This is a genomic window from Rhodoferax sp., from assembly GCF_025354435.1.
Lineage (GTDB): Bacteria > Pseudomonadota > Gammaproteobacteria > Burkholderiales > Burkholderiaceae_C > Rhodoferax_B.
This window is the reverse complement of the sequence record NZ_JANXMU010000038.1, coordinates 1-12,143: the sequence shown is the minus strand read 5'-3', so window position 1 is coordinate 12,143 and position 12,143 is coordinate 1. Positions and strand designations below refer to the sequence as shown.

The 12,143-nt window shown below is 56.5% G+C and carries 12 protein-coding genes; 9 read left to right on the top strand and 3 right to left on the bottom strand.

The features are described from left to right. Positions 1 to 40 precede the first annotated feature (40 nt). Positions 41 to 241 carry a hypothetical protein gene (locus Q0T48_RS09780; protein ID WP_295955714.1) on the top strand — a complete coding sequence of 67 codons (201 nt, stop codon included), beginning with the start codon at positions 41 to 43 and terminating at the stop codon, positions 239 to 241. A 12-nt stretch (positions 242 to 253) separates the two neighbouring features. On the opposite strand, the gene lysA is transcribed toward Q0T48_RS09780, so the two are convergent. Then, on the bottom strand, positions 254 to 1,540 hold the full coding sequence (lysA, locus tag Q0T48_RS09775) for a diaminopimelate decarboxylase (protein ID WP_295955712.1): 1,287 nt from the start codon (positions 1,538 to 1,540) through the stop codon (positions 254 to 256). 135 nt (positions 1,541 to 1,675) lie between these two features. Next, entirely contained in the window at positions 1,676 to 1,876 is a 201-nt protein-coding gene (locus Q0T48_RS09770; protein WP_295955710.1) for a lipoprotein, read from the bottom strand. Between the two features lie 11 nt (positions 1,877 to 1,887). On the opposite strand from Q0T48_RS09770, the gene cyaY reads away from it, so the two are divergent. Next, positions 1,888 to 2,217, top strand: a complete 330-nt coding sequence (gene cyaY / locus Q0T48_RS09765) for an iron donor protein CyaY (protein ID WP_295955706.1) — start codon at positions 1,888 to 1,890, stop codon at positions 2,215 to 2,217. 11 nt (positions 2,218 to 2,228) lie between these two features. Here the strand turns inward: cyaY and Q0T48_RS09760 are convergent, their stop codons facing one another. Then, positions 2,229 to 4,622, bottom strand: a complete 2,394-nt coding sequence (locus Q0T48_RS09760) for a penicillin-binding protein 1A (RefSeq protein ID WP_295955703.1) — start codon at positions 4,620 to 4,622, stop codon at positions 2,229 to 2,231. Positions 4,623 to 4,844: 222 nt separating this feature from the next. On the opposite strand from Q0T48_RS09760, the gene Q0T48_RS09755 reads away from it, so the two are divergent. The 7 genes from Q0T48_RS09755 to Q0T48_RS09725 form a co-directional block, all read left to right on the top strand. Then, positions 4,845 to 5,924, top strand: a complete 1,080-nt coding sequence (locus Q0T48_RS09755; protein WP_295955700.1) for a pilus assembly protein PilM — start codon at positions 4,845 to 4,847, stop codon at positions 5,922 to 5,924. Next, positions 5,921 to 6,535, top strand: coding sequence for a PilN domain-containing protein (locus Q0T48_RS09750; RefSeq protein ID WP_295955697.1), 615 nt, complete (start codon positions 5,921 to 5,923; stop codon positions 6,533 to 6,535). Before Q0T48_RS09755 ends, Q0T48_RS09750 begins: the two co-directional genes overlap by 4 nt. 10 nt (positions 6,536 to 6,545) lie before the next feature. After that, a complete protein-coding gene (locus tag Q0T48_RS09745; RefSeq protein ID WP_295955694.1) occupies positions 6,546 to 7,220 on the top strand; it encodes a type 4a pilus biogenesis protein PilO in 675 nt (224 codons plus the stop codon). After that, a complete protein-coding gene (locus Q0T48_RS09740; RefSeq protein WP_295955691.1) occupies positions 7,217 to 7,762 on the top strand; it encodes a pilus assembly protein PilP in 546 nt (181 codons plus the stop codon). The genes Q0T48_RS09745 and Q0T48_RS09740 overlap by 4 nt, the downstream gene beginning before the upstream one ends. 26 nt (positions 7,763 to 7,788) lie before the next feature. Next, the gene (locus tag Q0T48_RS09735) at positions 7,789 to 9,900 is read left to right on the top strand and encodes a type IV pilus secretin PilQ (RefSeq protein ID WP_295955876.1); all 2,112 of its coding nucleotides are present in this window, start codon (positions 7,789 to 7,791) and stop codon (positions 9,898 to 9,900) included. A gap of 27 nt (positions 9,901 to 9,927) precedes the next feature. Continuing rightward, complete coding sequence (locus tag Q0T48_RS09730) at positions 9,928 to 11,874, top strand: hypothetical protein (protein ID WP_295955688.1); 1,947 nt, start codon at positions 9,928 to 9,930, stop codon at positions 11,872 to 11,874. Further along, positions 11,871 to 12,143 (top strand): shikimate kinase (locus Q0T48_RS09725; RefSeq protein WP_295955686.1); only part of this gene is annotated, 273 nt, incomplete at its 3' end. The genes Q0T48_RS09730 and Q0T48_RS09725, both read left to right, overlap by 4 nt.

Sequence of the window (12,143 nt, the reverse complement as noted above, 5' to 3'; positions counted from 1 at the left end):
AAATAATAAAATAAATCACGACCAGCAGGTCACGCTGTATGTGCATAGGCGCAGCATCGTGGGCGTGCAGTTGCCTGGCGGCAAGCTGTACTGCTGGTCGCGCAGCATCGCCACGCTGGTGTTCGTGGTCTTCATGGGGCCGGTGGGCGGCGCAATGCTGTTCGGCGGGGCCCGTGCGATCTCGCCGAGCGCGGGCCCGATCGCCTTGGGCCTTGAAGATAGCAGGCTATTCAGCTATTGAAGTAATAGCGAGTCAGCCGACCAGCGATTCGTTGCGCAGCTGGTCGGCAATGGTTTCGCGGGCGCGGATGACATACGCCTCGGCACCATCGACCAGCACTTCGGCGGGGCGGCCCCGGCTGTTGTAGTTGCTGGCCATGCTCATGCAGTAGGCTCCGGCCGACAGCACCGCCAGCAGGTCGCCGGGTTGCACTGCCAGGTCGCGGTCACGGCCAATCCAGTCGCCGCTTTCGCACACCGGGCCGACTACGTCCATGAGCGTGGTGGCATCTGCGCGGGGGGCCAGCGGCACGATGTGGTGGAAGGCCTGGTACATGGCGGGGCGGGGCAGGTCGTTCATGGCCGCGTCGATGATGGCGAAGTTCTTTTGCTCGCCGGGCTTGAGGTACAGCACCTCAGTAACGCACACGCCTGCGTTGCCCACCAGCGAGCGGCCGGGCTCGACCATCAACTGGCGCTGGCCGTAACCGCGTGCGTCCAGCTTGGCCAGCAGTTTGTGCCACAGCGCGTCGGCTGCGGGCGGGGTGTCGTCCTGGTAGTTGATGCCCAGGCCACCGCCAAAGTCGATGTGGTGCAGCGTGATGCCGGTGGCCTCGATGGCATCCACCAGGTCCAGCACCCGGTCCATGGCGTCCAGGTAGGGTGTTTCTTCGGTGATCTGCGAGCCGATGTGGCAGTCGATGCCTACCACGCGTAGACCGGGCAGGCTGGCGGCGCGCTGGTAGGTGGCCAGGGTTTCTTCGTGCGCAATGCCGAACTTGTTGCCCTTGAGCCCGGTGGAGATGTAGGGGTGGGTCTTGGGGTCGACGTTTGGGTTCACGCGGATGCTGATGGGCGCGCGTAGGCCCATGGAGCCAGCGACTTCGTTCAATACTTCCAGCTCAGCGGTGCTTTCCACGTTAAAGCAGCCAATGCCTACGCCCAGCGCATGGCGCATTTCGGCCCGGGTCTTGCCTACGCCGGAGAAGATCACTTTGGAGGCGACCGCACCGGCGGCCATTACCCGCGCCAGTTCGCCGCTGGAGACGATGTCAAAGCCGCAGCCCGCCTGGGCAAATACCTGCAGCACGCCGAGCGACGAGTTGGCCTTCATGGCGTAGCAGATTTGCGCCTTGCGGCCCGCAAAGCCGCGCTGGTAGGCGGCCAGGGCCTCGAGCATGGAGGCTTTGGAGTAGACAAATAGGGGTGTGCCGTGAGCCTGGGCCAGGGCGGCGAGTGGCTGGCCTTCGATGCACAGGGCGTTGCCCGATGCGTGATTTTGGTAGGCGATGTGGGGATGGCCGGGCAGGGGGGATGTCATGGGTGTGAGGGGCAAAAAAGTTTGCGCAATGGTAGTGCGGTGGCCCGCGCCTATCCATAGCAAATGCACGGTGCTTGCTGTGGATGGCCGGGGTTTTGCAGGGTTCTGGGGGGCAACACCTGCAAATTATCGAAATTAAGGTGCGGAGGCCGGGGATGCAGGCTTCATCACCTCCGGCGTGAGGGTTTCGGGCAGCGTGGCGCGGTGTGTGCCGGCCGGTTCCGTAGGGTGGTAGAGCACGCCTTTTTGGCCGCAGCCTCCCAAAATGGCAAGGCTTGCGACCATGGTGACGGCAAGGACGGGGCGGCTGACTAAAATTTGGCTTAACTTCAACATGGCGAAATTGTATGACCGACCCCGAATTCATGGACCGCGCGGAAATTTTGCTCAAAGCCGTGGAGGCCTGCTGCGATCGTATCAACGACAGCACCGATGCCGATATCGACAACCAACGCACCGGCGGCATGGTCACTTTGACCTTTCCCAACCGCAGCCAGATCATCATCAATCTGCAAAAGCCGTTGCAAGAAGTCTGGCTGGCCGCCAAGTCGGGCGGCTACCACTACAAGTTTGATAGCGCCCAGTGGATGGACACTAAGGGCCAGGGCGAGTTTTTTGCCAGTTTGACCCGCGATGCCAGCGCCCAGTCGGGGTTGACGCTGGAATTCAAGCCCTGACTAGTTTTTGATCAGTTCTTGAACAGGTCGATGATGCGGTTGCGTTCCTCGTTGGCCGGGGGCGGGGGCGTGGCTGCGCCATTGCCGGTACTGCCTGGGGCCGTCTGCGCATCGTCCACGCCCAGGCTGGTCACGCCGGTGCTGCGGCCATACTCGGTGTAGAACCAGTCGCCACCGGCGTTGGTCACCCCTTCGGGCGGCACGGGTACCACCACTGGCACACCGCTCAAGGCGGTTTCCATAAAGTTGATCCACACCGGCAGGGCCAGGCCGCCGCCGGTTTCGCGCGCGCCCAGGTTGCGTGGAGTGTCGTAGCCGATCCAAGTGATGGCTGTGAGCGTGGGCTGGTAGCCTGCAAACCAGGCATCGATGGAGTCGTTGGTGGTGCCAGTTTTGCCGTACACGTCGGGACGTTTGAGGACGCGCTGGGCGGCTGCCGCCGTGCCGCGCAGGGTCACTTCGCCCAGCAGGTTGGTCATCATGAAAGCGTTGCGCGGGCTGATGGTGCGCACCGATTCGTCGAGTACAGGGACTTTGGTTTCCACCAGCACTTTGCCCCTTTGGTCGGTGACCTTGGCCACCAGCCAGGGGTTGACGCGGTAGCCGCCATTGGCAAACACCGAATAGGCGGAGGCCATTTGCATGGGCGTGACTGAGCCTGCGCCGAGCGCCATGGTCAGGTAGGCGGGATGCTTTTCGGGGTCAAAGCCGAAGTGGGTGATCCATTCCTGCTCTTTCTTGGGGCCGATGGCCTGCAGCAGGCGGATGGAGACCATGTTTTTCGACTTGGCCAGTGCGGTGCGCAGCGTCATCTGGCCTTCAAATTTGCCGTCGTAGTTTTTGGGCTCCCAGGGCTGGCCACCGGTCACGCCGGCATCGAAGAACAGTGGTGCGTCGTTGACGATGGTGGCGGGGGTAAAGCCGTTTTCCAGGGCTGCTGAATAGATAAAGGGCTTGAAGCTGGAGCCTGGTTGGCGCCAGGCCTGGGTCACGTGGTTGAACTTGTTCTTCTGGAAGTCGAAGCCGCCTACCAGAGCCTTGATGGAGCCGTCGCGCGGGTCGATGGCTACAAAAGCACCTTCTACCTCGGGCAGTTGGGTGATTTCCCAGGTGCCTTTGAGTGTTTTCATCACGCGGATGATGGCGCCGCGGCGGATCTTGATGTTGGGCGGGGCTTTGTCGGCCAGGCCCGACTGCGCGGGCTTCAGGCCGTCGCCGGTGATGTCTACTGCATCGCCGTTCTGGCGCACGGCGCTGATCTTTTTGGGGTTGGCATCCAGCACCATGGCCGACATCACATCGCCGTTGTCGGGATGGTCCACCAGGGCTTCGTCGATCGCGTCGTCCAGGTCGGCCGGATCTGTGGGCAGGGTGACGAATTTTTCCGGCCCGCGGTAGATCTGGCGGCGTTCAAAATCCATCAGGCCCCGACGCAAGGCCTTGTAGGCGGCATCCTGGTCGTTGGCCTTGAGCGTTGTGTAGACGTTCAGGCCCCGGGTATAGGTTTCTTCGCCGTATTGGGCAAACATCAGCTGGCGCACGGTTTCGGTCACGTATTCGGCGTGGATGCGGTCACTGCCATTGCCGGAGCGCACGTGCAGTTCTTCCTTGCGGGCAGCAATGGCCTGGTCTTCGGTGATGAAGCCGTTTTCCTCCATGCGGGTGATGATGTGCTGCTGCCGGATCTTGGCGCGGGTGGGGTTGGCGATCGGGTTGTAGGCCGAGGGGGCTTTGGGCAGGCCGGCGAGCATGGCGGCTTCGGCGATGCTGAGGTTCTTCAGGGGTTTGCCAAAGTAGGTTTCCGCTGCCGAGGCAAAGCCATAGGCGTGGTTGCCCAGGAAGATCTGGTTCATATAGATTTCCAGAATCTGGTCCTTGGTCAGCGCGTGTTCGAGCTTGAAGGTCAGCAGAATTTCGTAAATCTTGCGGGTGTAGCTTTTTTCGGCCGATAAATATACGTTGCGTGCCACTTGCATGGTGATGGTGGAGGCGCCTTGGCTCTTCATGCGGCCCATATTGGCCACGGCTGCCCGCACCATGCCTTTGTAGTCCACGCCGCCATGCTGGTAGAAGCGCGCATCTTCAATCGCCAGCACGGCATCTTTCATGACCTGCGGGATGTCCTTGATGGGGGTCAGGCTGCGGCGCTCTTCGCCAAACTCGGCCAGCAGCATGCCTTCGGCCGAGAACACCCGCAAAGGCAGCTTCGGCCGGTAGTCCGAAAGTTCTGAAATATCGGGCAAATTGGGGTACGCCACCGCCAGCGCCACGCCGATAACCATGGCAAGTGCCACAACGCCAGCCAGTGCCAGGCCCAGCCCCCAACCCAGCAGGCGCAGTGACCAGACCAGAATCCGTGAGCGCGGAGCCGCGTGGGGGGTGTTAGACGGAGGTTTTGAAGGCATAGGTCACAGGGAGCAGAAAAGAAAAAAGGAAGGTCCGTACAGGCAAATCGCCCCTATTTTGCCCTTACCCTCAGGGCTGTCCGCCAAGAGCGTGCGTGTACTTTTGGCAACGCTCTGTAGATTTACGTTTGGAAATATGCTTTGCTGGGGGTTAGTCTTACTGATAGCATCCCCGTCAAATGTTAATTTTTGTAGCATTCTGCTCAGTACCGGGAGAAAGATTTGATCTCATTGGGATCGTTGTTCAGTCGCAAACCCCAGCCATTGTTGGGGCTTGACATCAGTTCGTCCAGTCTCAAGCTGGTCGAGCTGGACCATGATGCGCTCGGAAACCTGGTGCTTAAGCGTTGCGCAATTGAGCCTCTGGAACGCGGCTGGATCACGGACGGTAATATTGAAAAGTTTGACGAGGTCGCCGAGGCCATGCGTCGGCTGGTCAAAAAGAGTGGCACCCGCACCAAGAATGTGGCCATGGCCCTGCCGCCGTCTGCGGTGATCACCAAGCGCATTGTGCTGCCGGGCGGGCTGTCTGACATGGAGCTGGAAGTGCAGGTCGAGTCAGAGGCCAACCAGTACATCCCTTTTTCGCTCGACGAAGTGAGCCTGGACTTTTGTGTGGTGGGCCCCAGCGCCAGTTCGGCTGGTGATGTGGATGTGCTGATTGCCGCGTCGCGAAAGGAAAAAGTGCAAGACCGCCAGGGCCTGGCCGAGGCCGCCGGGCTGAACCCGGTGATTTTGGACATCGAGTCCTATTCGGCACGGTTGGCCACCTCGCGACTTATCGAGCGTATGGCGAATCGTGGCGAGGATGCCTTGGTGGCGCTGTTTGAAGTCGGTGCCTTGGCCACCAGCATGCAAGTTATTTGCAACGACGAAGTGCTGTACGAGCGCGACCAGGCTTTTGGCGGGGCCCAGCTGACCCAGTTGATCGTGCGCCAATACGGCTTTTCGCAAGAAGAGGCCGAGAGCAAAAAGCGTAGCGGCGACCTGCCTGAGGATTACGGCAGTGTGGTGTTGCAACCCTTTGTAGAAAGTCTGGCCCAAGAAATCGGCCGGGCCTTGCAGTTCTTTTTTACCAGCACGCCGCATAACAAGGTTGACCATGTACTGTTGGCTGGTGGCTCAGCGGCCTTGCCCGGCCTGACGGAGGCCGTCACCCAGCATGCGTCGTTTGCCTGCAGCCTGGTCAACCCGTTTGAAGGTATGGAAATGGGCAACGATGTCCGGCTGAAAAAAGTGCTGCGCGAAGCGCCCTCGTACCTCACCTCGTGTGGGTTGGCCATGCGGAGGTTTCTGCAGTGATCCTGATTAACTTATTGCCGCACCGAGAAGCGGCACGGGCGCGTAGGCGCGAAACCTTCCAGGTGATGCTGGTGGTGTCTGTATTGTTGGGTGCGCTGTTGATCGGCATCGGGTTCTTGTGGTGCGAGGCCCAGATATCGGGCCAGCAAGAGCGCAATGTGATCTTGACCCAGGCGGTTACGGTACTGGATGGCCAAATCAAGGAAATCGCCAATATCGAATCGGAAATCAAGGCCCTGACCGAGCGCCAAAAAGCCGTAGAAGACCTACAAGCCGACCGCAATCTCCCGGTTCATTTGCTCAATGAGCTGGTGAAACAACTGCCAGATGGAACCTATATCACCAGCCTGAAGCAGGAGAATCAGAGTGTGTCTATCCAGGGCGTGGCCCAGTCCAATGAGCGTGTTTCGGAGATGTTGCGCAATTTGGCAAACAACACGCCATGGCTGTCGAAACCTGACCTGGTGGAGATTGTGGCCAGCACCGTGACCTTGACTCCGCGGGACCAGCGGCGGGTGGCTAAATTTAATTTACGGGTTCGTTTAATGCGTTCCAGTGAAGTGCAAAAAACCGTTGAATCGGCGGCATCTGCTGCGGTCGTCAGCCCCTAGCAAAAGTGTCATGGCTACAAAAAAACCTTCATTGAATATTGACTTCAAGGCCGTGCAGGACAAGCTGCAAAAGCAGTTCCGCGACCTGAATCCCAACGACCCATCGGTATGGCCTGCAGTACCCCGCTACTTGCTGTACTTTGTGGTGGTTCTGGCGGTGGTTGTTGGTCTTTGGTACACGTGGCTCAGCAGCTACGAAGATGAATTGCTAGTCGAGCAAACCAAAGAAACCCAACTGCGTGAAACCTACACCGCTCGGCTGGCCAAGGCCGTCAACCTAGAGGCGCTGAAAAAGCAGCGCGAACAGGTTCAACAATATGTGACGCAGCTCGAAAAACAACTGCCCAGCAAAGCTGAAATGGCCGCCTTGCTGTCGGATGTGAACCAAGCCGGTTTGGGGCGCAGCTTGCAGTTTGAATTGTTCCGCCCGGGCCAAGTGGTGGTTAAAGACTATTACGCGGAGTTGCCCATTGCCGTCAGGGTGACCGGCAAGTACCACGACATGGGGGCTTTTGCCTCGGATGTGGCCAACTTATCCCGTATTGTGACGCTCAATAATTTGTCCATCAACCCCGTGAATGCGGCCAGCCAGGACGGTATGTTGTCCATGGAGGTTACCGCCCGAACCTTCCGTTATCTGGATGCCGAAGAAATCGCTGCGCAAAAGCCAGGAGCCAAAAAATGAAATGGGTTCCTTTGGTTGTTATGGGTGCTGTGGCCACCACCCTGCTGGCAGGGTGCAGCATTTCCGGCGAAGACGAACTCCGCCAATGGATGACCGACCAGCGCAGCCAGGTGCACCCGCGTGTCATTCCTTTGGTTGAGCCTAAGAAATTCATCCCCCAAGCCTATACCCAAGAAGGCGCGGTAGATCCGTTTAGCCTGCAAAAATTGACGCAGGCGCTCAAGCGCGATTCCACCCAAAGTGTTGCCAACACCGCGCTGATCGCGCCTGAGTTGGCGCGCCGCAAAGAGGCTTTGGAAGCCTACCCGGTGGACTCCATGGTGATGGTGGGCAGCTTGAAAAAAGCCGGGCAGCCCGTAGCCTTGGTCAAAATCGACAATCTGTTGTACCAGGTGCGCGTGGGCAACTATCTGGGCTTGAACTACGGGCGGGTCATGAAGATTGACGAATCGGAAATTACGTTACGGGAAATTGTGCAGGACTCGACCGGAGATTGGATCGAGCGGGCCGCTGGTTTGGTGCTACAAGAGGGAGCGAAATGAATAAGCAGAATCGAATGGGGTGGCACATGCTAGACCGATTGGCCGCAGCGCTGGTATTGGCGCTAAGTTCGGTGGCCGCGCATGCGCAAGCCACTATTGAGTCCGTCACCGGCTCCATCCAAGGAGGGGTCGAGGTCATTCGTATCGACCTCAGTGAGCCTTTGGCGGCCCTGCCGTCAGGGGTGTCCATCCAGTCACCTGCCCGCATTGCCCTTGACTTTCCGGGCGTGTCCAACGGTATTGGCCGGTCATCCATCGATGTCAACCAAGGCAATCTGCGTTCCGTCAATGTAGTGCAGGTAGGCGACCGCTCGCGTATTGTGCTCAACCTAAAGCAGGCCACTTCGTACAAGGCTGAACTCAAAGGAAAGTCAATCCTGGTCGTGCTCGATGCCGTTGCGGTCGCAGCACCCATGGCCAGTGCCATGCCAACTTTTTCCGACAGCGGCAGCCGCGACAAAGCACCCCTCAAAGACATCGACTTTCGCCGGGGTGACGACAACGCGGGCCGCATTATTGTGGCCTTGAGGAATAGCCAAGTGGGCGTGGATGTGCGCCAACAAGGGCAAAATTTGGTGGTGGAGTTTTTGAATTCCACCCTGCCTGAAGGCTTGCGCCGCCGCCTGGACGTAGCAGACTTTGGTACACCGGTACAAAACATCACCACTACCCAGTTAGGCGATCGTGTACGCATGGTGATCGAGCCCAAGGGGGCATGGGACCACAGTGCTTACCAAAGTGATGGCCAGTTTGTGGTCGAAATCCGGCAGCAAAAAACCGATCCGACCAAGTTGGTTCAAGGCCAAGGTTATGCCGGTGAAAAACTGTCGCTGAACTTCCAGAACATCGAAGTCCGTGCACTGCTGCAGGTGATTGCAGATTTCACCAACTTCAATGTGGTCACCTCCGACTCCGTCACGGGCTCCGTCACCCTGCGCCTGAAAGACGTGCCATGGGACCAAGCCTTGCAAATCATCATGGACTCCAAAGGCTTGGGCATGCGCAAGTCGGGCTCTGTGTTGTGGATTGCGCCAAAGGACGAGATCGACGCACGTACCAAAAAAGATATGGAGTCTGCTGCTTCCATGCAGGCTCTAGAGCCTTTGGTAACCCAATCGTTTCAGTTGAATTACGCCAAGGCAGCCGATATCGTGACCCAACTTGGCGGTTCTGTTTCAGGTGGCTCCAGCAATATGCCTCGCTTCCTCAGTCCTCGTGGCACCGCGATTTCGGAGCCGCGGACCAACCAGATTTTTGTGAATGACATCCCCAGTCGAATTGCGGCGGTGCAGGACCTGATCAAAAAGCTGGATATTGCCGTGCGACAGGTGCTGATTGAGGCCCGCATCGTGGAAGCCTCCGACACCTTCGGTAAGTCCCTGGGGGTCAAGCTAGGCAGCACTGCGGGCAGCTCGACCACAGCAGGCACGGCAGCTGGCAGCTACGGACTTTCTGGCAATACGCGCTTTACCGTGGGCACCAGCTACAGCAACGTCGCCGCTAGCAATGGCTCTAGTGGCTCGGCTGTGGATACCTCGGGTAATTTTGTGAATCTGCCCGCAGTGGGTCAGGGCGGATATGACGCAGCGGCATTTGCCCTGTCGATTTTTAGCAGTGCCGCCAACCGTTTCCTGAATCTGGAAATTTCCGCCCTAGAGAACGACGGCAAAGGCAAACTCGTGTCCAGTCCGCGGATCGTGACCGCCGACCAAACCAAAGCTCTGATCGAGCAAGGCACCGAGTTCCCGTATCAGCAAGCCACCTCCAGCGGAGCCACGTCGGTAGCCTTCCGCAAAGCGAACCTGAAGCTGGAAGTCACTCCCCAGATCACCCCCGAGGGCAACATCATTCTGGATCTGGACATCAACAAGGACAGCCGTGGCGAGACGACTTCTGCCGGTATCGCCATCGACACCAAACATATCAAGACACAGGTTTTGGTAGAAAACGGCGGTACAGTGGTGATAGGCGGTATCTTTACATTGGATGAAACAGACAGTATTACCAAGGTGCCTGTGCTGGGCGATATTCCTTATTTGGGTAATCTCTTCAAGTCCAAATCGCAAGCCAGTACCAAGAAGGAAATGCTGGTCTTTATCACGCCAAAAATGATTGTGGAACGCGCGGCCTCGCGCTAGTAAAAACTGACAACGGAGCAGGGAAAAATGATGCGTTATTTAAAGGTTTGGATGTTGTTGGTGTTGGCCGTATTGACGGCTTGCGGGGGGGGGGGGAATCCGGGGGGGACTACTTCAACGTCTACAACACCAACGACCAGCCAACCAACCATTGTGGTATCTCTTGTGGATGCCTCTGGTACTGTGTTAGTGACAAATGCAATTAGTAAAAGCGCTGTTTACTACGCGAAAGCAGTCGTTACGAATGCAAGTGGTGCAGTCGTGGCGAACCAGTTGGTAACTTTTTCGACGAACTATACGATAGCAACATTAGCAGGAGGTACAACAGATACCACTGCGTTGACTGACACTAGTGGCGTAGCAAAGGTGCTGATTAGTCCTTTGAGTTTGACTACTACAAGTGCTGGTGCATTAACTGTTGCAGCTACGGTTGGAAGTGCTGCGGTAACGGCCAGTTTGAATTTTGGAACGACTGCTGCCAATTTAACATTAGAAAGTATTACCACATCATCTACTAGTATCGGAGCGTTAGAGACTTCGTCTGTTACGGTAATTGGTTCGGTTAACGGAATTGCATCGTCAGGCATACTGGTGAATTTTTCCGCATCTTGTGGGACTTTTAGTCCTAGCAGTTTTACTACAGTCAGTGGTGGTATCGCTAGATCTACATATCAATCAACCTCGGCTTGTGCTTCGACTACGGTAACTCTGACGGCATCAGCGGTTGGTGCGACTACAAATGTTACTAAGACTATTTCTGTGGCTTCGGCACGGGCGACTAACATTTTATTTGCCTCTTTTGCACCCTCAGGTGGCTTAATGTACGCTTCTAGTGCTGCAAGTGGCAATAAGACATCCGTAGTTAAGTTCCAAGTGGTTGATAGCAACAGCAATGGATTGCCGAATGCTACCGTTAATTTTTCGTTGTCCACTGATGCCATTGCGGCTGGCGTGACATTTGCCAGTAGTAGCACTCAAGGCTTAACCACTGATAGCAATGGCTTTGTATCCGTAACAGTTGCTTCGGGAGCGTTGCCTATTCCTGTGACTGTTACTGCAAAGTTGGCCTCGGATAGCACCGTTACAGCTTCATCTTTAGGGTTGCGTGTTACGACCGGCGCTGCAACGCAGAGCTCTGTATATACGTCTATTAGTGCCACCAAATTAAGTATTGAGGCTTTTAATATTGATGGGGTTACTACTTCTATAGTTATGCGGACGGCTGATCGAATGGGTAATCCTGTTCCGGATGGCACGACAGTTAACTTTGTAGTCAGTGCAGGTTTGATCACTGGAAGCTGTATTTTGTCTAACTCTGCATGTACTGTTACATATACTAGTCAAGGTGCTAGGCCTGCAAATGGTCGAGTAGCTGTATTGGCCTATTTAAATGGTGAGGAGGCCTTTGTTGATTTGAATGGGGATAATGTTTGGCAGCCTAATGAAATTTTTTATCCAGTAGGCTTGCCTTATGTGGATGCCAACGAAAATTTAGGGTATGATATTGGCGAACAAAAGATTGGAAGTACTGCAAATTCAGATTCTTGTGCTTATGCGCAAACGGTAGAGGCATATCCGTCTGTAGTATCGAGCTGTGATAACTCAGCCTGGAATGGCAATGTATTGGTGCGAAAGCAGCTGGTTTTGGTGGCGGCAACTTCTCAAGCTGCTGCTGACTTTATTTCACGGACTGTCAATGCCCTTGTAGTAAATGTGCATGACAATAATCAAACCGCTTCCAGTAACAATGCAATGCCAACCGGAACCACTATATCGGCTGCGGTTACTACTACCGGCGTTGCATGCGCTGTTACTTCAACAAGCCCTAATGTTGTGTTCAACTCTACGGTTGGTACAAATGTTAGGTTAAATCTAAATGGAAGTCCCAGTTGTATTGCAACGGGTACAACGATTGTTGTAACTGTTACCAGCCCAAACGGCGTTATCACTGCGATTCCATTTGTTGCTCCTTGATTAGTCTTGTCGGCCTACCTGGCTCCGGTAAGTCCACCGTGGGCCGCCAACTTGCACGGCGTTTGCAAGTGCCTTTCATCGACTCAGACCACGTGATCGAGCAGCGCATAGGCTGCTCGATCCGCGAGTTCTTCGAGCGCGAGGGGGAGCCGCGTTTCCGCGATGTCGAGGCCGAAGTAATTGACGCCCTGACCCAAGACGGTCCGGGTGTGCTGGCTACCGGCGGCGGCACCGTGTTGCGGCCTGCCAACCGCGAAGCTTTGCATGCG

What these genes read in the sequence shown, in the direction of transcription:
- lysA (WP_295955712.1), bottom strand. Translation starts at nt 1,540, where the DNA reads ATGACATCCCCCCTGCCCGGCCATCCCCACATCGCCTACCAAAATCAC.
- Q0T48_RS09770 (WP_295955710.1), bottom strand. Translation starts at nt 1,876, where the DNA reads ATGTTGAAGTTAAGCCAAATTTTAGTCAGCCGCCCCGTCCTTGCCGTC.
- cyaY (WP_295955706.1), top strand. Translation starts at nt 1,888, where the DNA reads ATGACCGACCCCGAATTCATGGACCGCGCGGAAATTTTGCTCAAAGCC.
- Q0T48_RS09760 (WP_295955703.1), bottom strand. Translation starts at nt 4,622, where the DNA reads ATGCCTTCAAAACCTCCGTCTAACACCCCCCACGCGGCTCCGCGCTCA.
- Q0T48_RS09745 (WP_295955694.1), top strand. Translation starts at nt 6,546, where the DNA reads ATGGCTACAAAAAAACCTTCATTGAATATTGACTTCAAGGCCGTGCAG.
- Q0T48_RS09740 (WP_295955691.1), top strand. Translation starts at nt 7,217, where the DNA reads ATGAAATGGGTTCCTTTGGTTGTTATGGGTGCTGTGGCCACCACCCTG.
- Q0T48_RS09735 (WP_295955876.1), top strand. Translation starts at nt 7,789, where the DNA reads ATGCTAGACCGATTGGCCGCAGCGCTGGTATTGGCGCTAAGTTCGGTG.
- Q0T48_RS09730 (WP_295955688.1), top strand. Translation starts at nt 9,928, where the DNA reads ATGATGCGTTATTTAAAGGTTTGGATGTTGTTGGTGTTGGCCGTATTG.